This window comes from Streptomyces sp. NPDC057565 (genome assembly GCF_042801455.1).
Taxonomy (GTDB): domain Bacteria; phylum Actinomycetota; class Actinomycetes; order Streptomycetales; family Streptomycetaceae; genus Streptomyces; species Streptomyces yanii.
This window is the reverse complement of record NZ_JBHVFU010000003.1, coordinates 411,105-432,231: the sequence shown is the minus strand read 5'-3', so window position 1 is coordinate 432,231 and position 21,127 is coordinate 411,105. Positions and strand designations below refer to the sequence as shown.

Here is a 21,127-nt window from a genome sequence, read left to right as displayed (position 1 = left end):
GCTACTTATGTGGAGCCCTGTATAGGGACTCATTTTACGTCCGCGGAGGGGTTCCGCCCAGAGGCGGTGACCAAGACGTACGTCACACGGATGGCGTCCAGGTTACGGGCATCATCCCGCACGCACCCCGGACCGTCCACGCGCGATGCAGGACAGGCGACACCATGGGCCCGTCCGGCCCGTGAGGGCATATTGCGGAACACGGCGAACGTGGACCCGGTCATGCTCCCCCGCGAAGCGAATGGGGGGCTCGCCCGCTCGAGCGAAGCCGAGAGCTCGGGGAGGACCGACGGCAACGCAGCAGTTGTGCGGGCCGAACCCGCGGGCCCGGCGTGATCCGAACGAGCGACCCCAGGGATTGTCCCGTCATCGCTGACGGCTCGGCGCGCCGATTCGGATGCGGTGCATCGCAGGGCGGAGGGGTGTCCGCATGCTGGACTCATTCGGACGTTCCGACAACGCGGCGAGGTGCCACAGCTGTCGTCGTGCGCCCGTCAGGGATGACGGACCGGCCCTCAGCCCCCGACGGCCACACCGAACACCGTACCCAGCCCGTACGTGACCGCCGCAGCCGTACCACCGAGCGCCAGCTGCCGCAGCCCACTGAACCACCAGCTGCGCGCCGTCACCCTGGCCACCACCGCACCGCAGCCGAAGAGCCCGATGAGCGCCAGCAGCACCGCGGGCCACAGGGCGTGTGCTCCGAGCAGATACGGCAGTACGGGCAGCAGCGCACCCAGCGCGAACGCACCGAACGACGACACAGCGGCGACCAGCGGCGACGGCAGATCACCCGGGTCGATGCCGAGCTCCTCGCGGGCGTGTATCTCCAGGGCCTGCTCCGGATCGCGGGACAGCTGCCGGGCGACCTCGCGGGCGAGCCCGGGCTCGACACCACGGGACTCGTACAGCGCGGCGAGCTCTTCCATCTCGTCCGCGGGGTGCTTGCGCAATTCGCGGCGCTCGACGTCGAGTTCGGCCTCGACAAGCTCTCGTTGCGAAGCGACGGAGGTGTACTCGCCGGCCGCCATGGAGAACGCACCGGCGGCCAGACCCGCCAGACCGGTGATCACGAGCGTCTGCTGGGACACCGAGCCGCCCGCTACGCCGGTCATCAGCGCGAGGTTGGAGACGAGCCCGTCCATCGCACCGAAGACCGCGGGGCGCAGCCAGCCACCGTTCACATCACGGTGGGTGTGGTTGTCACGGTGCGCCTCATGCAGGACGGCGTCGGTCTCGATGATGGACACAGCTCTCCCCTTCTCCGGCAGCGGAATTCACTCACTCCGCCCCCTCAACACCCTCGAAACTACGCACGAAAAGAGCACCCCGCCAGCAAGCCAGGCCGTACTTACCTGCCTCCTGACCAGGTAAGCAAGGCCTGCCTCAGGAGAGGCATCCCGTCATCCGACTGGCCCTTTTGTCACGTCTGTCGGCCTTTGTCGGGTCTCCGCGTGGCACAGATCGGACAGGCACGAGAACTGGCTCGGTACGAGCGAAGGGTCGACGCGATGGAGTCGATTGCGGGTAATCCGGCAGAGCGGCGGACGGGCCGTACGAGCGCGGGCGCAACGGGCACGGGCGGTACGGGCGCAGGCGGTGCGGCGGAGGCCGCACGGCACGCCCCGGACGCTCCCGGCAGGGGCCGGTCGGCCCATGCGGACCACACGGTCCACGCCGAACGCCTCGACCGGGCCGGCCGGGCCCGCGGCGCGCTCCTGGGGCTCGCCGTGGGTGACGCCCTGGGCGCACCGGCGGAGAACCTGCGGCCGTCCGAGATCCGCCGCCGCTGGGGCCGGATCGAGGGCTTCGTCAGCGACGACCCGGCAGGCACCGATGACACGGAGTATGCGATCTTCTCCGGGCTGCTGCTCGCCCGGCACGGCTCGGCTCTGACCGTCACCCATGTCGAGCGGGCCTGGCACCTGTGGATCGCCGACCTGGACGAGGGGCCGTTCCGCGGCGCCGGGTTCAGCGAGCGCGGCACGCTGGAGAACCTGCGCCGGGGTCTCGCCGCCCCGATCTCCGCCCAGCACCGGCACGCCTGGAGCGACGGACTCGCGATGCGGGCGGCGCCGTTCGGTGTGTTCGCGGCAGGCCGGCCCGCGGAGGCCGCGCGCCTGGTCGCGGTCGACGGCCGGGTCAGCCACGACGGCGAGGGCATCTACGGCGGCCAGGCGGTGGCGGCCGGAGTGGCCGCCGCGATGGTCGGTGCGGGGGTCGCTTCCGTGATCGCGGCCGCGCTGTCCGTCGTACCGATGGACTCCTGGACGGCGCGCTCGCTGCGCCGCGCGGTGGCTGCCGCCCAGCGCGCCCATCCCGACCGGCTCACCACGGAACGGGCCGTGCGCTCGGCGGTGGTGGTCGGCGGATATCCATGGACGGACCTGGCGCCGGAGGCGGTCGGCCTGGCGTTCGGCGCGTTCGCGGCGGCCCGTGGCGATTTCCGTACGGCGGTGCTGACCGCGGTCAACATGGGCCGCGACGCGGACACGACGGCGGCCGTGGCGGGAGCGCTGGCCGGCGCACTGCACGGGGTGTCCGCGATCCCGCGGATCTGGGGCGAGGCGATCGGACCGGTCCGGGGCAGCTGTCTGCCGTCGATGCGGGGCTACCACGTCCTGGACATCGCGGAGCTGCTCACGCCGGACGAGACGGACGAGGCGGACCCGGCGGGCGGGACCGGCAAGGCGGGCGGGGCGGTCGGCGGGGCAGGCGAACCGGCGGTGGTTGCGTCATGACCACCGCACGCGACACTCGCCGCACCGGCGACCCCGCCTCCCTCCCCGCCCGGCCCCTGCCCGGGCGCCGCGCCCGGATCGAGGGACTGCTCCTCGGGCTCGCCTCGGGGGATGCCGCGGGGTGGCCCGCCGCACGCCACCGGGCGGCCCGGATGCCGGAGTGGACCCGGCGCCTCACCCGGGAGCTCGACACCTTCGCCGAGCAGAACGCCACCACCACCCTGCCCGTGCCGATCGCCCTCAACCAGCCGCCCGAACCGCTGCGACTCGGGCCGTCGGACGATGCCGAATGGGCCGCGTTCGCCGCCGGGACCGTGCTCGCCTCGGAGGCAGGGTCGCTGCACCACCTCTCCCCCGAGCGCCGAATGCAGGCCGCCATCGACCTCTCCTGGAACGCGCTGGCCGCTGAGGTCGCCGCGGCTGCCGCGCAGGCGCCGGAGGTCGAGTCGGCGGTCCTCCCCCTGCGCGCCCGGATCTCGGTCCGGGCCGGGCTCGGCAATCTCGCCGCCGGGTTGCGGCCGCCCGCAACCGGCCACGACAACCCGCACTATTTCGACGACGCGGCCTGTGTGCGGGCCGCCGTGCTGGCGGTCGTCCACCCCGGTGAGCCCGGAGCCGCCGCCGAACTCGCCGAGTTCGATGCCCGATACACCCAGGACGGCGACGGTGTGCACGGCGCGCGCGCGATGGCCGCCGCGATCGCCGAGGCGCTGGGCGGGGCCGATGTCGACACCGTGGTCAACGCCGCACTCGCCCAGCTCCCCGACGGCACCGAGATCGCCCGCAACGCCGCCCACGCCGTCCGGATCGCCCGGGACTTCGTCGGCGAGGCGGCGGGCGCCTTCGCGCTCGTACCGGTGCTGGAGCATCAGATCGTCGATCATGTGTACAGCTACGGGATCGCCGCTGCCGAGACCGTGCCGGTCGCGCTCGCCCTCGCCACCGCCGCCCGGGGCGAGATCGCCCAGGCCATTCCGGCGGCGGCCTGCCTGTCACGGGTCGCGGACTCGGCGCCCGCCCTGGCCGGCGCGCTGACCGGCGCGCTCGGCGGTATCGCCGCCGTACCGGACGGCTGGCGCGAGGCCTGCCGCACCCTCGCCGGGTGTGCGCTGCCCCGACTCGCGGGCACGGATCTCATCGAACTCGCCGGGCTGCTGACAGACACGGAACCAGCCCCTCCGGGTGGACAATTCCGACATGACGCCCATGACGCCCACAGGGAATAAACCGCCCACCGCGCTCACCCTCGATGAACGGATCAGCGGCGCCCTCGTCGGCGCCGCCGTCGGCGACGCGCTCGGCGGCCCGGTCGAGGGCCGGTCCGCGGAGCAGATCGCCGAACGTCACGGCGGCCGGGTCACCGGCATCGTCGGCCCGTGGGACGGCGACGACTGGCGCACCGCCCGCCCCATCGCCCCTTACTACAAGGGCGACGGGCACGTCACCGACGACACCCTGATGACCCATGCGCTGGTACGGGTGTACGGCGCCGTACGGGACCACCTCGACGCGTACTCCGTAGCCGACCACCTCGTACCGGAGCTGATCGCGAACCCCCGCTGGATTCCGGAGCTGCAGGCCGAGGCGCTGCCACTGCAACGGGTCTTCCTCGCCGAGAAGTGGATCGTCGCCCGGCTCCACTACGGCCATGTCGATCCGCGCGAGGCGGGCTCCGGAAACATCGTGAACTGTGGTGCGGCGATGTACATGGCGCCGGTCGGTCTGGTCAACGCCGCGCATCCGCAGGCCGCGTACGCCGAGGCGCTGGACCTCGCGGGCGCCCATCAGTCGTCGTACGGGAGGGAGGCGGCCGGGGTCTTCGCGGCGGCCGTAGCCGCCGCCTGCGCCCCGGACGCGACGCCCGCCACCGTCGTCGACACCTGCCTGTCGCTCGCCAAGGACGGAACCCGGACCGCCATCGAGGCCGTGTGCGAAGTGGCCGTCCGGCACCAGGACTTCGAGACGGCGCTGGCGCCGCTGCGTGCCGCGGTGGCCCCCTTCGACACCGTCGGACCCGACTACCGCTCTCCGTCCCTCGGCGCCCGCCGGCCGTCCCGGCTGCACGCCATCGAGGAGCTCCCGATCGCCCTCGGGATGCTGCTCGTCGCGGACGGCGACTACCGGCACGCAGTGCTCGGATCGGTGAACTACGGCCGCGACTGCGACTCGATCGCCACGATGGGCGGCGCTCTCGCGGGCGCGCTGCACGGTGAAGCGGCGATCCCCGCCACCTGGGTGAAAACGGTCGCCGAGGCCAGCCGCCTCGATCTGCACGCGCCGGCGCGGACGCTGACGGACGTCGCCCGCGAGGTGTTCGCACGGGACACCGCCCGGCGGCGTGCGCACGAGGCGGCGTTCGCGACGCTGGCAGGCACGCCATGACCGTGCGGGTCACCTGGGTGCAGCCCGAGGACCTGATCGGGCACGAGCTGCGCCAGGCGGCCGAGGACGGCCGGGACGCGCGGCACATCGAGCGCAGGTGGTACGCGGCGGGCGGCGCACCCGCCCCGGAGCGCGCGGGCGCGTCGAAGTCCCCCGCGCCACCCGCCCTGCGTGCGCTCGCCGAGGGCCTGCTCGACGAACTCGCCGGGCTCACCTCGCCGCTGCATGTCGACGAGCCGACGGATCTCGCCGCGATCCGGGCGGCCTGCCCGTACTGGCCGGCGTCCCGCACGGACCCCTCACCGGCCGGCACGGCCCCGCTGGAGGCGGCGTGGCTGGGGCGTGCGGCCGGCTGCGTTCTCGGCAAACCCGTCGAGAAACTGCCCCTCGCGGGGATCCGTGCGCTGGCCCGGGCCACCGGGAACTGGCCGCTCGCCACCTGGTTCACCGCGAAGGGCCTGCCCGCCGAACTGGCAGCGGCCCACCCCTGGAACCGTCGCTCCGCACCCACCTCGCTCGCCGAGAACATCGACGGAATGCCGGAGGACGACGACCTCAACTACCCGCTCCTGACCGTGCTGTTGATCCAGCGGTACGGGCCGTCCTTCCGTACCGCCGATCTCGCCCGGCTCTGGCTCGACGAACTCCCCGCGGGCCGTACGTTCACCGCCGAGCGGGTCGCGTACCGCAATCTGCTCGACGGCATCGAACCGCCGGACACCGCCCGGCACCGCAACCCGTTCCGGGAGTGGATCGGCGCCCGGATCCGCGCCGACGTGCACGGTTGGACCCACCCCGGCGACCCGGCGGCCGCGGCCGAACAGGCACACCGGGACGCGGTCCTCACACACACCGGCAACGGTGTGTACGGGGCGATGTTCACCGCCGCGGCGCTCGCCGAGGCGGCCGGTGACGCCGCGGATGTGCACGGCTGTCTGACGGCCGGTCTACGCGTCGTGCCGCCCCGCTCGCGGTTTGCGCACGCGGTCCGCACCGGGATCGACGCGGCCCGCGGTGAGGAGGACTTCGACGAGGTCGTCGACCGGCTGCACGCCGAGTTCGGCGCGTACCACTGGGTCCATGTACTGCCCAACGCCGCTCTGCTCGCCGCCGCTCTCACTCACGCCGACGGCGACTTCTCCGGCTCCATCTGCCGTGCGGTGGCCGGTGGTTGGGACACCGACTCGAACGGTGCGACCGCCGGTTCACTTGCCGGTCTGCTGGCCGGCCGGCCCGAGGCGCTGCCCGACCGATGGACCACCCCGCTGAAGAACCGGCTCGCCACATCCGTTCCCGGATTCGACTCCATCGGCTTCGACGCACTCGCCGAAATGACCCACCGGCTCATCCACGAGGAGGCACGCCGCCCATGACCGGCATCGCGGTGCTCGGCAGCACCAATATGGACCTTGTCGCCTACGTCGCACGGGCTCCGCAGCGCGGGGAGACCGTCACCGGACGGGAGTTCCGCACCGTCCCCGGCGGCAAGGGCGCGAACCAGGCCGTCGCCGCCGCCCGCGCGGGCGCCGACGTGATGATGATCGGCGCGGTCGGTGACGACGCGTACGGGGCGCAGCTGCGGTCCGGACTGGAGCACGCGGGCGTGGACACCGACCTGTTGCACACCGCGGAGGGCCCCAGCGGCACCGCGCACATCGTCGTCGACGACGCGGGCGGCAACGCAATCGTGGTGATCCCCGGCGCCAACGGAACCGTCACCTCCCTCGGCCCCGGCGAGATGGCCGCCATCGCGGGCGCCGACCTGCTGCTCCTGCAACTGGAACTGCCCCTGTCCGCCGTGCTGCAAGGGGCGCGGGTCGCCCATGCGCAGGGTGTACGGACGATTCTCACCCCCTCCCCCGTGCAACCGCTGCCGGACCAACTCTTCGACACCATCGATCTCTTGATTCCCAATGAGCACGAGGCCGCCGCGCTCTCCGGGCACGTCGAACCCCACGCGGCGGCGGACATCCTGCTCCGGCAGGTCCCCGAGGTCGTCATCACGCTCGGCGCGAAGGGCTGCCTGTACGCGTCCCGGGGCACCGAAAAGATCCACTTCCCCGCGCCCGAGGTCACCGCCGTGGACACCACCGGCGCCGGGGACACCTTCGTCGGCACGCTCGCCGTGGCGCTCGGCGAGGGGCGTTCCGTACCGGAGGCGCTGGCCTGGGCGTCGTCGGCCGCCGCACTCTGTGTGCAGAAGCCGGGCGCCTCGACCTCCATGCCGTACCGCAGCGAGATCGACGCCGCATGACCGCGCCCGGGGAAGCACCCCTCACCGGTCTGCGGGTCCTCGACCTCGCCACGCTCTTCGCGGGCCCCCTCGCGGCCACCATGCTCGGCGACTTCGGCGCCGAGGTGATCAAGGTCGAGCATCCACGGAAACCCGATCCGTCGCGCGGGCACGGCCCGACGAAGGACGGCATCGGTCTGTGGTGGAAGCTGCTCGGCCGCAACAAACGCAATCTGACCCTCGACCTCTCCGCTCCCGGCGGGCGCGACGTCCTGCTGCGGCTGGCCGCGTCCACCGATGTGATCATCGAGAACTTCCGACCGGGGACGCTGGAACGGTGGGGCATCGGCTGGGAGGAGCTGCACGCCGTCAACCCGCGGCTGGTGCTCACCCGGGTCACCGGCTTCGGCCAGTTCGGCCCGCATGCGCACCGCCCCGGCTTCGGCACACTCGCCGAGGCCGTGAGCGGGTTCGCCGCGATCACCGGGGAGCCGGACGGGCCGCCGACCCTGCCGCCCTTCGGGCTCGCCGACTCGATCGCGGCGCTCGCCACCGCGTACGCCGTGATGGCGGCGCTGGCCGGGCGGGACCGCACCGGGGAGGGGCAGGTCGTGGACATGGCGATCATCGAGCCGATCCTGACCGTGCTCGGCCCGCAGCCGCTCTGGTACGACCAGCTCGGATACGTCCAGGAACGCACCGGCAACCGCTCGCGCAACAACGCCCCGCGCAATACGTACCGCACGTCCGACGGTCAGTGGGTCGCCGTGTCCACGTCCGCCCAGTCGATCGCCGAACGGGTGATGCATCTGGTCGGCCGCGCGGAACTGATCGACGAGCCGTGGTTCGCGTCCGGCGCCACCCGCGCCGACCACTCCGACGAACTCGACGAGGCGGTCGGCGACTGGATCGCCCGGCACACCCGTGACGACGCGATCTCCGCGTTCGAGAAGGCGGAGGCAGCCATCGCGCCGATCCATGACATCCGGGACGTGATGGAGGACCCGCAGTACCGGGCCCTGGACTCCATCACCGAGGTCCCCGATCCGGAGCTGGGCCCGCTGCGCATGCAGAACGTCCTCTTCCGGCTGTCCGGGACCCCGGGGGCGATCCGCTGGGCGGGCCGGCCGCACGGCGCGGACACCGATGAGATTCTCACCGGGCTCGGCCTGACGGATCCGGAGATCGCCGCGCTGCGGGCGGGGGGCGTGCTGTGACGGCGGCGGCAGCGGTGCCTCTGACCTGGCTGTACGTCCCCGGGGACCGGCCGGACGTGGTGCGCAAGGCGCGCGATTCGGGCGCGGACGTGGTGATCGTCGATCTGGAGGACGCGGTCGCACCGGACCGCAAGGCGTATGCACGGTCCGCCACCGCCGAACTCCTCGCCGAACCGCTCGCCGGCACGGACGGTGTGCCGGTGCATGTCCGGGTCCACACCGAAGCCGACATCCTGGCCCTGGCCGGACTTCCCGGCCTGGCCGGACTGCGGCTGCCCAAGATCACGCATGCCGCGACCGTCCATCACATCGCGGCTCTGGCCCCCGGCGTCGCGCTCTGTCCGCTGCTGGAGTCGGCGCTCGGCATCGAGCACGCGTATACGATCGCGGCGTCCCACTCCCAGGTCCGCTCCATCGCTATCGGCGAGATCGATCTCCGGGCCGATCTGGGCGTACGGGACGACACGGGACTGGACTGGTCGCGCAGCCGGGTGGTGGTTGCCGCCCGCGCGGCAGGGCTCGCCCCGCCGACCCAGTCGGTGTTCCCGGACGTCCTGGACCTGGACGGGCTGTGGAAGTCCTGCGTGCACGGGAGGGCGCTGGGGTTCGTCGGCCGGGCGGCGATCCACCCCCGGCAGCTGCCGGTCATCGAACGGGCATTCCGGCCGACGGCGGAGGAGATCGAGGCGGCGCAGGAGATCGTGGCGGCGGCGCTGACGGATGCGGGTGCGCTGGCTCTGCCGGACGGCCGCTTCGTGGACGCGGCGGTGGTGGCTTCGGCCCGCCGGACGCTGGCGCTGGCGGAACGGGTGGGGTGACGGGGGAAAAAGATCCAGCGCCTCCGGCGACCGAGAAGCGGAGGGCCGGGGGCCAAGACCTCGGAGGGGAACAGCGAAAGGCCCCGAGCCGTTTGGTTCGGGGCCTTTCGTACAGATGGGTGGCGTCAGGCGTTCTTGGCCGCTTCTGCGGTGCCGTTCTTCTCCGGCGCCTCCGCATCGGGCGCCTCCGCATCGGGTGCCTGCGTATCGCCGACGGCGTCGCCGTCACGGTCCGTGTCACCGGTGGCATCCGCGTCGGGCGCCGCGTCCTCGACGCCCTCGGTGTCCTCGGCCGCTCCCGGCTCGACGACCTCCTCGCGCCCCGGCCGTACCTTCGCCGAGATCACGATGTACGTCACCGCCAGCACGAACATGATGAGCGCGGTCCACACATTCAGGCGCAGGCCCAGGATGTGGTGCGCCTCGTCGACCCGCATGTACTCGATCCAGGCGCGACCCGTGCAGTACGCCGCGACGTACAGCGCGAAGGCCCGCCCGTGTCCGAGCTTGAAGCGGCGGTCGGCCCAGATCACCAGCAGGGCGACGCCCACGCACCACAGCGACTCGTACAGGAACGTCGGGTGGTACGTTCCGGCGACCCGGTTGGGACCTTCGCTGATCTTCAGTGCCCACGGCAGATCCGTCGGCTTGCCGTACAGCTCCTGGTTGAACCAGTTGCCCCAGCGGCCGAACGCCTGGGCGATGGCGATGCCGGGGGCGAGCGCGTCGGCCCAGGCGGGCAGCGGGATCCCTCGACGACGGCAGCCGATCCAGGCGCCGACCGCGCCGAGCGCGATCGCGCCCCAGATACCGAGGCCTCCCTGCCAGATCTTGAAGGCATCGACCCAGTTCTCACCGTCGCTGAAATACAGCTGATAGTCGGTGATGACGTGGTAGAGCCGGCCGCCGATGAGACCGAAGGGCACGGCCCAGACGGCGATGTCGGCCACCGTGCCGGCTCTGCCGCCCCGGGCGATCCAGCGCTTGTTGCCGAACCAGACGGCGACAAACACACCGATGATGATGCAGAACGCGTAGCCGCGAAGCGGGATCGGGCCGAGATTGATCACGCCGGTCGACGGGCTGGGAATGTAGGCAAGGTCCATGACAGGGTCGACGCTACCCTGCCGGGCGGGAGGTGCGGCAACCCGCCCGACAACTTCTGGGTAACGAGCCGGTCATCGATTCCCCGTCCCGGCCGGCCCGCAGCCCACGTCAGTGGGGTGACTCAGGAACCGGAGGGCGACGGGGTGACCTTCCCCGGCTGCTTGCCCTTGTTCGCCTCGGCGACCCACTTCTTCAGGTTCGCCACGGTGATCGGTTCGTTCCCCTTCTTCGGGAAGATCGATTCGCCGTTGAGGAGCGCGGTCGGCGTGCCCTGGAATCCGCCGGTCTGGAAGGCGGTGTGGGACTTCTGGACCCAGGTGTTGTGCGTGCCGTCCTCCACACAGCTGCGGAAGTCGGGCGTGTCGAGGCCCTCGACCTTGCCCGCCAGCTCGATCAGCCTGCTGCTCTTGCCGAAGGCGTCGTCGGTCTCCTGCGGCTGATTGCGGTACAGGACGTCGTGGTACGCGGAGAACTTCCCGACGTCCTGTGCGCAGGCGGCCGCATTGGCCGCGTCCAGCGATCCGCTGCCGCCGAGATTGCCGTCGATGAGCGTGACCAGGTGGTACAGGACCTTGAGCTGTCCGGTGTTTTCCAGCTGGTGGATCGTGTCCCGGAACGCGTTCTCGAACTGGCCGCAGACCGGGCAGCGGAAGTCCTCCCAGACCGTCAGCGTGGACGGGGCGTCGTTGGCGCCCACCTGGATGGCCAGGCTGTCCTTGCCCGTCGCCCCCGACGGTGCGACGGCCGGCCCCGACTTGCTCGCCTTGTTGCCCTTGCCCCCCGAATTCGCGGCGATCACGCCGATGACGGCGGCCAGCGCCAGCACACCCACCACGGCGGTGGAGACGATCAGCGTGCGCCGGCGGCGCTCGCGCGCCTTCTCCTGCTCACGCTGCTGGATGAGCCGGTCGCGCGCGGCCCTTTTTCCCTCTTGGTTGTTCTCGCTCACACCCGCAGCAACGAACCGGGGAGGCACGTGCGTGCCTCCCCGGCCCCAGGTCCACCCGGATGGATTACACCCGATGTCAGCGCTTTCGAACGCCTTCGGCCAATTCGCCCGCCAATGAGCGGACCGCGGCGAGACCGGACGCCTCGTCGGGGGCGTCCAGGATCCGCTTGACGAAGGCGGAGCCGACGATCACCCCGTCGGCGAAGACGGCGACCTCGGCGGCCTGCTGGGCGTTGGAGACGCCGAGGCCGACGCAGACCGGGAGCTCGGTCGTGGCGCGGGTGCGCCGGACCAGGTCCTGGGCCTGCTCGCCGACCGATTCGCGGGTGCCGGTGACCCCCATCAGCGAGGCCGCGTAGACGAAGCCGGAGCCGGCCGCGGTGATGGTGGTGAGGCGCTCGTCCTTGCTGCTCGGTGCGACGACGAAGACGGTCGCGAGACCGTGCTTGTCGGCGTGCTCGCGCCACACCGAGGACTCCTGGACCGGCAGGTCGGGCAGGATGCACCCGGCGCCGCCCGCCTCGGCGAGCTCGGCGGTGAACCGCTCGATGCCGTACCGGTCGATGGGGTTCCAGTACGTCATGACAAGGATCGGGGCGCCGGTCGCCTCGTACGCCTCGCGGACCGTACGCATCACGTCGGCGATCTTCACGCCGCCGCGCAGAGCGATGTCGTCGGCTGTCTGGATGACCGGCCCGTCGAGCACGGGGTCGCTGTGCGGCAGGCCCACCTCGACGACATCGGCGCCACCGGCGACGACGGCCTTCACGGCCTCGATGCCGCCGTCGACCGTCGGGAACCCGGCCGGCAGGTAGGCGATGAGCGCGGCACGGTCCTCCGCCTTGGCACCGGCGAGAGCGGCGCTCAACAACTCGATGTTGCCACTCACTTGGCGTCCTCCTCGATCTCGGCGTCGCCGTTCCCCGCGTCCGCCTCGACGGTCGCGTCCGCGTCGTACAGCCCGAAGTAGCGGGCCGCCGTGTCCATGTCCTTGTCGCCGCGGCCGGACAGGTTGACCACGAGCAGCCCGTCCTTGCCGAACTCCTTGCCGACCTCCAGGGCTCCGGCCAGCGCGTGGGCGCTCTCGATGGCCGGGATGATCCCTTCGGTGCGGGAGAGCAGCAGCAGCGCCTGCATGGCGGCATCGTCGGTGACCGCGCGGTACTCGCCGCGACCGATGTCCTTGAGGTACGCGTGCTCCGGGCCGATGCCCGGGTAGTCCAGACCGGCCGAGATGGAGTAGGGCTCGGTGATCTGACCCTCGTCGTCCTGGAGGACGTAACTGCGCGAGCCGTGCAGGATGCCGGGCTCGCCCGCGGTCAGGGTCGCCGCGTGCTCGCCGGTCTCCACGCCGTGTCCGGCGGGCTCGCAGCCGATCAGCCGGACGTGCGCGTCCGGGATGAAGGCGTGAAACAGGCCGATGGCGTTGGAGCCGCCGCCGACACAGGCGATCGCGGCGTCCGGCAGCCGGCCGGTCCGTTCCAGGATCTGCCGTCGGGCCTCGACGCCGATGACGCGGTGGAAGTCGCGGACCATCGCCGGGAAGGGGTGCGGGCCCGCGACCGTACCGAAGAGGTAATGCGTGCGGTCCACATTGGCGACCCAGTCGCGGAACGCCTCGTTGATGGCGTCCTTGAGCGTGCGGGAGCCGGATTTCACGGCGACGACCTCGGCGCCGAGCATCCGCATCCGCGCCACGTTCAGCGCCTGCCGCTCGGTGTCGATCTCACCCATGTAGATGGTGCATTCGAGGCCGAAGAGGGCGCAGGCCGTCGCGGTGGCGACGCCGTGCTGGCCGGCGCCGGTCTCGGCGATGACGCGGGTCTTGCCCATGCGCTTGGTGAGCAGCGCCTGACCCAGCACGTTGTTGATCTTGTGCGAGCCGGTGTGGTTCAGGTCCTCGCGCTTGAGGAAGATCCGGGCTCCGCCCGCGTGCTCGGCGAAGCGCGGCACCTCGGTCAGCGCACTGGGCCGACCGGTGTAGTTGACCATGAGCTCATTGAGCTCGGCGGCGAAGGCCGGGTCGGCCTTCGCCTTGTCGTACTCGACGGCGACCTCGTCCACGGCGGCGACGAGCGCCTCCGGGATGAACTTGCCGCCGAACGCGCCGAAGTAGCCCTCGGCGCTGGGGATCAGACCCTCGGGGTCCGGAATGAAGAAGTCAGATGACATCCGACGTGCTCCTCGTCATGGCAACGGGTGGGTTCACCGTATGCGCCGTCAGCAGAGCGCCGCCGCGACCGGGGACGGTCGGACGGTGCGGTCGTACGTACGAGTGGGTGGTGCGAGTACGTCGGCCGGGGCTCGCTACAGCGCGGTCCCCGTGCGCCATCGCATGCCGTTGACCTGGCCGGGCTCGTCGCCGATCACATACCGCACCCGCCGTCCGTGCACGCGGCGCGCGGGGGCGCGGCAGCCGCGGGGGCGGCAGCCGCGCGCCAGCGGCGCGTGCGGGTCCCGGGCAGCCGTCACCACGGCCAGGCGCAGGCGCGGCCGGGTGCGGGGCAGGGGACGGTCGGCGGACATGGTGCGGGTCAGCCCCGTCCGTGCCGCAGGGCCGGGTGGGCGCCCGCGGCGACCAGGTCGGCGACAGCGGCCCGCGGGTCGCGGCCGGTGACCAGGGACTCGCCGACGAGTACGGCGTCGGCGCCGGCGTTTGCGTAGGCGATGAGGTCGTGCGGGCCGCGGACGCCGGACTCGGCGACCTTGACGATGCCCGCCGGGATCTCGGGGGCGACACGCTCGAAGGTGGAGCGGTCGACCTTGAGGTCCTTCAGATTGCGCGCGTTGACACCGATGATCTTCGCTCCGGCGTCGACGGCGCGCTCCGCCTCCTCCTCGTCGTGCGCCTCGACCAGCGGCGTGAGGCCGATGGACTCGGCGCGCTCGATCAGGGAGACGAGGGCCTCCTGGTCGAGGGCGGCGACGATCAGCAGGGCGAGGTCGGCGCCGTAGGCGCGGGCCTCCCAGAGCTGGTACGAGGTGACGATGAAGTCCTTGCGCAGGATCGGGATGTCGACCTTGGCGCGGACGGCTTCCAGGTCGGCGAGCGAACCGCCGAAGCGGCGCTCCTCGGTGAGGACGGAGATGACGGACGCGCCACCGGCCTCGTAGTCCGCGGCGAGCGCGGCCGGGTCGGCGATCGCGGCCAGGGCCCCCTTGGAGGGGCTGGAGCGCTTGACCTCGCAGATGACGGTCACGCCCTCGCCGCGCAGGGCGGCGACTCCGTCCTTGGCCGCCGGAGCGCGCGCCGCGCGTTCCTTGAGCTCGTCGAGGCTGACACGCGCCTGCCGCTCTGCGAGGTCGGCGCGGACGCCGTCGATGATCTCGTCGAGCACACTCACGCGAGCGGCCCCCTTCCGGGACGGTGATGAGGGAACAGGATCAGCCATCTCGATGGTATCCGTAGGAGGGCCGAGGGCCCGCATCCGGCCGCCGAATGTCCCACTAGCTGGGCATTCATGGCGCCAGTACTGATCCGAACGGCAGATTCCGAACGACGGTGAAGATCAGCAGCACGGCGCCGATCCCCCACCAGTAGGCCGGTGCAAGGTTGATCCGTACGGGCATTCCTCTGCTCGCGCGGACCATCCAGACCACCCAGACGGCGGCGAAGATCGCGTAGCCGACGACGGCGAGGGCATTGGAGCCGAAGGCGGCGGCGATATCGCCGTGGGCAACGGCGTGGGCGCTGCGCAGCCCGCCGCAGCCGGGGCAGAACAGGCCGGTGACCTGCAGCATCGGGCAGACCGGGTAGTGGCCCGGCTGGTTGGGGTCGACGGCGCCGACGTAGCCGAAGGCCCCGATGACGGCCGCCATCACCGCCACCGGGGTGACGAGCCGCCGGAAAGGTGATGCGGGCACGGGTGCCGGCGGGAAGGCCGGCGCGGGCTGTTGACCGGGCGGGCCCGGTGCGGCTGCGGGAGAAGGCGAGGCGTCCACCCGGTGATTGTCCCCGCTCACGCGGAAAGGCGCAGCCCGGCCCGGGCTGCGCCTCTCACGATGTTCCGACCGGCGTCAGGAAGACGTCTGGGCCTGTCCGGCTCGCGCCCGGGCGGCGGCCATCTCGGCCGACTCCTTCGGCATGCCGAGGCCGGCGGCCTTCATCGCGAAACCGACGACTCCGCCGATGAGGATGACCGCGATACCTGCCCAGAAGCCGAGCGGGTTGGCCGCGACCATGAAGACGCCTGCGACGCAGAAGCCGATGAACGAGATGATGACACCGGTCCAGGCGGCCGGGGTGTGACCGTGGCTGCTGCCCGCCATGAGTTGCTCCTCGTTGGTGTTGCGCTGTGGGTATCGCTGTATCGCTGTACGCAAAGCTGGTGGCGCTGTGCTGCCGCTGTGCAGAAAGCTCACCACCATTGTCCCGTACGGACGGGTACGACGTGAGCTGGGGGTCGTACCCGTGGTGTGTCCCACCGGTCACGCCCCGCTCGCGCCGGGAAGTCCTTCAGTGCGTCGGGTCCTCGCCGCGGTCCAGGGCCTTCCACAGGTCCTCGGGCCGGTCCGGGTCCGGGGCGGTGCGGGGGGCCTTGCGGGGGCGCGGAGTGCCGTCGCGTTCGTACCGGCCCGACATGGTCGGCCAGAACTTCCCGTACCGCAGGGCGAGCAGCCCGGCGATGAGGATCAGCAGTCCGCCGACGGCGGTGACGTACGGCCAGGCGGTGTGGCTGAGGGCGTCGATGGTGGCGGAGGTGTCGCCGGTGGTCTGCGCCGCCTTCTCGTCGAGGGCCGCGCTGTCGGAGGCGCCGAGGTAGGCGCTCAGTCCGGCGCCGAGGCCGCTGAGGGCGAGCAGCCCGGCGACGAGCAGCCGGCCGGTGCTGCGGACGGCGAAGACGGCGACGAGGGCGGCCAGGCCGACGATGGCGAGGGCCGCCGGGAGTCCGGTGACGTCCTGGCCGTCGGCGGTCAGAGGCAGGGAGCCGCCGCCGACGGCGGCCTTGCCCTCGGCCCATGTCTGGCCGGAGGCGAGGAGGACGACGGTGGCACCGACCGCCCCGAGAAGCAGGCCGACGGCCAGGCTGCGGCGGCTTCCCGTGGCGTCGGGCGCGGTGGCGGCTCGGGCACGGGGCTGGGGTACGGGGACAGCACTCACGTACCCCACTATCCCTTACCCGTTCAGCTTTCGTGGAGGCGGTTGGCGGTATGGACGGCGCGCAGGACCGCGGCGGCCTTGTTGCGGCATTCGGTGTCCTCGGCGACCGGGTCCGAGTCGGCGACGATTCCCGCTCCGGCCTGGACGTACGCGGTGCCGTCGCGCAGCAGAGCCGTACGGATCGCGATCGCGGTGTCGGAGTCCCCGGCGAAGTCGAGGTAGCCGACGCAGCCTCCGTACAGTCCGCGGCGGGTGGGTTCGAGCTCCTCGATGATCTGCATGGCCCGCGGCTTGGGGGCGCCGGAGAGAGTCCCGGCCGGGAAGCACGCGGTCAGGACGTCGAAGGCGGTACGGCCTTCGGCGACGCGGCCGGTGACCGTGGAGACGATGTGCATCACGTGCGAGTACCGCTCGATCGACATGAAGTCGACGACCTCGACGCTGCCGGGCACACAGACCCGTCCCAGGTCGTTGCGGCCGAGGTCGACGAGCATCAGGTGCTCGGCGCGTTCCTTCGGGTCGGCGAGGAGCTCGTCGGCGAGAGCCTGGTCCTCCTGCGGGGTGGCGCCGCGGGGCCGTGTCCCGGCGATCGGGTGGACCATCGCGCGCCCGTCCTCGACCTTGACGAGGGCTTCGGGGCTGGAACCCGCGACATCGAAGCCCTCGAACCGGAAGAGGTACATGTACGGCGACGGGTTGGTCGCGCGCAGCACCCGGTAGACGTCCAACGCGCTTGCCGTGCACGGGGTCTCGAAGCGCTGGGACGGGACGACCTGGAACGCCTCGCCGGCCCTGATGCGCTCCTTCACGTCGACGACCGCGTCCTGGAAGGCCTGGCCGCCCCAGAGCGCGGTGTACGGCGGGAGCTCGGACGGCGGAAGGGCCACGGGGGCGCTCTCGACCGGACGGGAGAGGTCCGCCTCCATGGCGTCGAGCCGGGCGACGGCATCGGCGTACGCCTCGTCGACCCCGGTCTCCAGGTCGTTGTGGTTGATCGCGTTGGCGATCAGCAGGACGCTGCCGTCCCAGTGGTCGAGGACGGCGAGGTCCGAGGTGAGGAGCATCGTCAGCTCGGGGAGCTGCAGGTCGTCGCCTCCGTGCTCGCCGATCCGCTCCAGTCGGCGCACGATGTCGTAACCGAGATAGCCGACCATGCCGCCGGTGAACGGCGGCATGCCGGAGTGCAGGTCGCGCGTGGTGTGCAGGGCCTCGACGGTGGCGCGCAGGGCGTCCAGCGGATCCCCGTCGACGGGGACGCCGACGGGCGGGGTGCCGAGCCAGTGCGCCTGCCCGTCGCGGACGGTGAGGGTGGCGGCGCTGCGGACGCCGATGAAGGAGTAGCGGGACCAGGTACGGCCGTTCTCCGCGGATTCGAGGAGGAACGTGCCGGTGCGCTCGCCCGCGAGCTTGCGGTAGAGCGCGACCGGGGTGTCGCCGTCCGCGAGGAGTCGGCGGCTGACGGGGATGACACGCCGGTCGGCGGCCAGCTTGCGGAAGGTCTCAAGATCCATGGCGGCTGACCCTACTGTCCCAGCGGGAGTACGTCTGCGTCGAAGCACGTCCGGTCACCGGTGTGACAGGCGGCACCCGTCTGGTCGACCTTGACGAGAACGGTGTCCGCGTCGCAGTCGAGGGCGACGGACTTGACCACCTGGATGTGGCCCGAGGTGTCGCCCTTGACCCAGTACTCCTGGCGGCTGCGCGACCAGTAGGTGCAGCGGCCGGTGGTCAGGGTGCGGTGCAGGGCCTCGTCGTCCATCCAGCCGAGCATGAGCACCTCGCCGGTGTCGTACTGCTGGGCGATGGCCGGGACCAGTCCGTCGGCGCCGCGCTTGAGACGGGCGGCGATGGCGGGGTCCAGGCTGCTGGCGGGCGGGGTGCTGGGCGCGGGCATGCTGGTCATGGGTCCCATTCTGCCGTGGTCGCGAGGGCGGTTACGTGAGACGTCCACTGGGCGGACCGCGGGACCCGGTCGTACGCTGGCGAGCATGTCGACCCATGCGAAGCGCGAACGACTTCTGCTTGCCGACCTGTTGGAGGCGGCGGGCCCCGAAGCCGCCACTCTGTGCCAGGGCTGGACGGCCCGGGACCTGGCGGCCCATGTCGTGGTGCGCGAGCGCCGACCGGACGCGGCGGCCGGGGTGCTGCTCGGCCCGCTGAAGAACCGGCTCGAACGGGTGCAGGCCGAGTTCGCCGAGAAGCCGTACGAGGAACTCATCCAGCTGATCCGTACGGGGCCGCCCCGGATGTCGCCGTTCGGGCTGAAGCAGGTGGACGAGGCGGCCAACACGGTGGAGTTCTACATCCACGCCGAGGATGTGCGCCGGGCGCAGCCCGACTGGTCGCAGCGGGAGCTGGACCCGGTCTTCGCCGATGCGCTCTGGTCGCGCATGGAGAAGGCGGCGCGGCTGATGGGGCGCAAGGCACCGGTGGGTCTTGTGCTGCGCCGCCCTGACGGGCAGACCGCGGTGGCGCACAAGGGCACTCCGGTGGTGACCGTCACCGGCGAGCCGGGCGAACTGCTGCTGTACGCGTCCGGGCGGCAGGACGCGGCCCGGGTGGAGGTCGAGGGCGACAAGGAGGCGGTGGCCCGGCTGCGGACGGCGGAGCTCGGCATGTAGGACGACGGGCCGCGCGGCCGGCGGCGTGCCGTACGCGCGGCCCGCCGCCCGATGTCAGTGCGGCAGTTCGGCGCGGCGCAGTCGCGTGAAGGCCAGACCGGTCGTCGCCCCGGCCGCGCACACCACCGCACTGGTGACGAAGACCGGGCCGGTGCCCCAGGCGGCGACGGCGGCTCCTGTGACCGGGTAGCTGAGCGGGGCGATCGCGTGAGTGAAGAGCGTCGAGACCGAGGTGACCCGCCCCAGGTAGGCAGGGTCGGTGACGGTCTGGATCAGGGCGCCGCACAGGGCGCCGCCGAGTCCGGCGAAGAGCCCGACGCAGAAGGCGACCGCGGCGGCGAGGCCCACCGAGGGGGCAAAGGCCAGAACGGCTGTGGCGAGTGCGCCGACCAGTACCGTCAGGCACATGACGAGACCGGCCCGTGGCATCCGGCCGCGCACCGCGAGCAGCAGCGCCGACGCACCGGCTCCGATCCCGAACGCGGCGACGATCCAGCCCATGCCGGACGCCCCCCAGCCGCGCTGCCCGGCAAGCAGGACCAGGCCGAGGTTGAACGGCCCGGTGAAGCCCAGCTCGCTGAGGGCCACGGCGAGCATGAGCGGTCCGAGCACCGGGTGGCGGCGGATGTGGCGCAGCCCGTCGGTCAGGTCGTGCCAGGCGGTGCCGGACGGTTCACCGGCTTCCGCTGCGGGCAGCGGGCTGATCCGCAGGGCAAGGAGCAACGGCAGCGACACGGCGAAGAGCACTCCGGCCGCGGCGAACGCGAGGGTCGGGCCGCCGAAAGCCACTGCGGCGCCACCGAGCGGGGCTCCGACGACATTGGCGGCACGGGAGGCGAGTCCCCGCAGTCCCTGGACGCGGGCCAGCTGTCCGGCGGCGGTGATCCGGGGCGGCAGGACGCCGACGGCGGGCAGGAAGAGCGCGTCGACCACACCGAAGACGAGCGCGACGGCGACCAGCATCCACACGGCGGGCGAGGTGAACAGCAGCGCGCCCGCCAGGCCCAGCACGACCAGACAGCGGGCGGCGTCGCTGCCGATGACGACGCGGCGCGGGCCGAGCCGGTCGGCGAGCACTCCCCCGCCGAGCATCAGCAGGGCCCGGGGTATGGAGCCGACGGCGAGGACGAGCCCGGCCTGGGTGGCGCTGCCGGTGCGGGCGGCGGACCAGGCGAGCGCCATGTAGTAGACGCTGTCGCCGATCATCGACGCGGCGTAGGCGCCGAGCCAGCGCAGGACGTTGCCGTCGCGGTGGGCCGGGCGTTCGGGTGCTTTCGTGGCCGTGACGGTGACGGTCATGAGGGTCGTCCTCCCGGGGCGGCGACTCAGGTGCGGAACGGGAATGCGTACAGGTGCATGGCGACGTTCTCGCGGCCTTCCGTGTCTCCGGCCTCGTCGCGGGCGCGGCCGAGCTCTTCGTACCGGTCGATCAGTTCGTGCACCTCACGGCTGAGCGCGGCGAGTTCGTCGGCGGTGAGCCGGGCCAGGTACTCGGAGCCGGAGGCGGCGCTGCGCCACTCCAGTGACCAGCTCTGGGCCGAGTCGATGTAGCTGCGGTACAGCTCGACGTGCTGGTCGAACGAGAGCCGACCGATGGCGGTGTGCGTGGCGACCTTCTCGGGCGCGTCACTGAAATCCTCGGCATGGACGTTCAGCCCCTTCGAGGCCGGCTGCCACCAGCGCTCGCGGCCGTCCTTGCCCTGCTGCTCGGCCTCCTCGATCAGGCCGTGGTCGGCGAGCTTGCGCAGGTGGTAACTGACCAGCGAGACCGCCTCGTCAACCTGCTCGGCGAGCTGGGAGGCGGTGGCCTTACGGGAGATGTAGAGCGCCCGGTAGAGCTTCATCCGCAGGGGGTGCCCGAAGGCCTTCAGGGTCTCCAGGTCCGAGATCCGGCGAGATTCGTTGCTTGCCATGCCCTCACCGTAGACAGAAAAGAAAACTTGCACAATCTTTTTTGT

22 protein-coding genes are annotated in these 21,127 nt (G+C 71.9%); 8 read left to right on the top strand and 14 right to left on the bottom strand.

Translation table 11 applies throughout. The features are described 5' to 3' along the window. Positions 1–515: 515 nt before the first annotated feature. Positions 516–1,250, bottom strand: coding sequence for a VIT1/CCC1 transporter family protein (locus tag ACFU8W_RS09205; protein ID WP_345514648.1), 735 nt, complete (start codon positions 1,248–1,250; stop codon positions 516–518). 261 nt (positions 1,251–1,511) lie between these two features. On the opposite strand from ACFU8W_RS09205, the gene ACFU8W_RS09200 reads away from it, so the two are divergent. From ACFU8W_RS09200 to ACFU8W_RS09170, 7 genes are read left to right on the top strand one after another with little or no spacing between them, the layout of a single operon-like run. Then, positions 1,512–2,741: an ADP-ribosylglycohydrolase family protein gene (locus ACFU8W_RS09200; RefSeq protein ID WP_384034301.1), complete on the top strand. Its 1,230-nt coding sequence runs from the start codon at positions 1,512–1,514 to the stop codon at positions 2,739–2,741. Continuing rightward, a complete protein-coding gene (locus tag ACFU8W_RS09195; RefSeq protein WP_384033897.1) occupies positions 2,738–3,967 on the top strand; it encodes an ADP-ribosylglycohydrolase family protein in 1,230 nt (409 codons plus the stop codon). Before ACFU8W_RS09200 ends, ACFU8W_RS09195 begins: the two co-directional genes overlap by 4 nt. After that, on the top strand, positions 3,948–5,123 hold the full coding sequence (locus ACFU8W_RS09190) for an ADP-ribosylglycohydrolase family protein (RefSeq protein ID WP_384034298.1): 1,176 nt from the start codon (positions 3,948–3,950) through the stop codon (positions 5,121–5,123). Before ACFU8W_RS09195 ends, ACFU8W_RS09190 begins: the two co-directional genes overlap by 20 nt. Further along, entirely contained in the window at positions 5,120–6,496 is a 1,377-nt protein-coding gene (locus ACFU8W_RS09185; RefSeq protein ID WP_384033894.1) for an ADP-ribosylglycohydrolase family protein, read from the top strand. Before ACFU8W_RS09190 ends, ACFU8W_RS09185 begins: the two co-directional genes overlap by 4 nt. Next, a complete protein-coding gene (gene rbsK / locus ACFU8W_RS09180; protein WP_384033891.1) occupies positions 6,493–7,377 on the top strand; it encodes a ribokinase in 885 nt (294 codons plus the stop codon). The genes ACFU8W_RS09185 and rbsK overlap by 4 nt, the downstream gene beginning before the upstream one ends. After that, positions 7,374–8,573, top strand: a complete 1,200-nt coding sequence (locus ACFU8W_RS09175) for a CaiB/BaiF CoA transferase family protein (RefSeq protein WP_384033888.1) — start codon at positions 7,374–7,376, stop codon at positions 8,571–8,573. Before rbsK ends, ACFU8W_RS09175 begins: the two co-directional genes overlap by 4 nt. Then, the gene (locus ACFU8W_RS09170) at positions 8,570–9,391 is read left to right on the top strand and encodes a CoA ester lyase (RefSeq protein WP_266986759.1); all 822 of its coding nucleotides are present in this window, start codon (positions 8,570–8,572) and stop codon (positions 9,389–9,391) included. The genes ACFU8W_RS09175 and ACFU8W_RS09170 overlap by 4 nt, the downstream gene beginning before the upstream one ends. 125 nt (positions 9,392–9,516) lie before the next feature. Here the strand turns inward: ACFU8W_RS09170 and lgt are convergent, their stop codons facing one another. The 11 genes from lgt to hisI form a co-directional block, all read right to left on the bottom strand. After that, positions 9,517–10,497, bottom strand: a complete 981-nt coding sequence (gene lgt, locus ACFU8W_RS09165) for a prolipoprotein diacylglyceryl transferase (RefSeq protein WP_384033885.1) — start codon at positions 10,495–10,497, stop codon at positions 9,517–9,519. 122 nt (positions 10,498–10,619) lie between these two features. Beyond that, a complete protein-coding gene (locus ACFU8W_RS09160) occupies positions 10,620–11,447 on the bottom strand; it encodes a thioredoxin domain-containing protein (protein ID WP_384033882.1) in 828 nt (275 codons plus the stop codon). A gap of 76 nt (positions 11,448–11,523) precedes the next feature. Beyond that, positions 11,524–12,336 (bottom strand): tryptophan synthase subunit alpha, encoded by an 813-nt coding sequence (trpA, locus tag ACFU8W_RS09155; RefSeq protein ID WP_266986751.1) that lies wholly within the window; start codon positions 12,334–12,336, stop codon positions 11,524–11,526. After that, positions 12,333–13,619, bottom strand: a complete 1,287-nt coding sequence (gene trpB, locus ACFU8W_RS09150; protein WP_384033878.1) for a tryptophan synthase subunit beta — start codon at positions 13,617–13,619, stop codon at positions 12,333–12,335. The genes trpA and trpB overlap by 4 nt, the downstream gene beginning before the upstream one ends. Positions 13,620–13,754: 135 nt before the next feature. Continuing rightward, the gene (trpM, locus tag ACFU8W_RS09145; protein ID WP_358857985.1) at positions 13,755–13,973 is read right to left on the bottom strand and encodes a tryptophan biosynthesis modulator TrpM; all 219 of its coding nucleotides are present in this window, start codon (positions 13,971–13,973) and stop codon (positions 13,755–13,757) included. A gap of 8 nt (positions 13,974–13,981) precedes the next feature. Then, positions 13,982–14,791, bottom strand: coding sequence for an indole-3-glycerol phosphate synthase TrpC (trpC, locus tag ACFU8W_RS09140; protein ID WP_266986745.1), 810 nt, complete (start codon positions 14,789–14,791; stop codon positions 13,982–13,984). A gap of 115 nt (positions 14,792–14,906) precedes the next feature. Continuing rightward, entirely contained in the window at positions 14,907–15,389 is a 483-nt protein-coding gene (locus tag ACFU8W_RS09135; protein ID WP_384034293.1) for a DUF2752 domain-containing protein, read from the bottom strand. A gap of 75 nt (positions 15,390–15,464) precedes the next feature. Next, a complete protein-coding gene (locus ACFU8W_RS09130) occupies positions 15,465–15,716 on the bottom strand; it encodes an HGxxPAAW family protein (protein WP_345514636.1) in 252 nt (83 codons plus the stop codon). 187 nt (positions 15,717–15,903) lie between these two features. After that, complete coding sequence (locus ACFU8W_RS09125) at positions 15,904–16,557, bottom strand: TIGR02234 family membrane protein (protein WP_384033873.1); 654 nt, start codon at positions 16,555–16,557, stop codon at positions 15,904–15,906. A 14-nt stretch (positions 16,558–16,571) separates the two neighbouring features. Next, positions 16,572–18,059: an anthranilate synthase component I gene (locus tag ACFU8W_RS09120; protein ID WP_384033870.1), complete on the bottom strand. Its 1,488-nt coding sequence runs from the start codon at positions 18,057–18,059 to the stop codon at positions 16,572–16,574. Between the two features lie 11 nt (positions 18,060–18,070). After that, entirely contained in the window at positions 18,071–18,451 is a 381-nt protein-coding gene (gene hisI / locus ACFU8W_RS09115) for a phosphoribosyl-AMP cyclohydrolase (protein WP_266986735.1), read from the bottom strand. A gap of 85 nt (positions 18,452–18,536) precedes the next feature. Between hisI and ACFU8W_RS09110 the strand changes: the two genes are divergently transcribed. After that, entirely contained in the window at positions 18,537–19,169 is a 633-nt protein-coding gene (locus ACFU8W_RS09110) for a TIGR03085 family metal-binding protein (protein ID WP_384033866.1), read from the top strand. A gap of 54 nt (positions 19,170–19,223) precedes the next feature. On the opposite strand, the gene ACFU8W_RS09105 is transcribed toward ACFU8W_RS09110, so the two are convergent. Continuing rightward, positions 19,224–20,468: an MFS transporter gene (locus tag ACFU8W_RS09105; RefSeq protein ID WP_384033863.1), complete on the bottom strand. Its 1,245-nt coding sequence runs from the start codon at positions 20,466–20,468 to the stop codon at positions 19,224–19,226. Positions 20,469–20,494: 26 nt separating this feature from the next. Then, complete coding sequence (locus tag ACFU8W_RS09100) at positions 20,495–21,082, bottom strand: helix-turn-helix domain-containing protein (RefSeq protein ID WP_345514632.1); 588 nt, start codon at positions 21,080–21,082, stop codon at positions 20,495–20,497. Between the last annotated feature and the right edge of the window lie 45 nt (positions 21,083–21,127).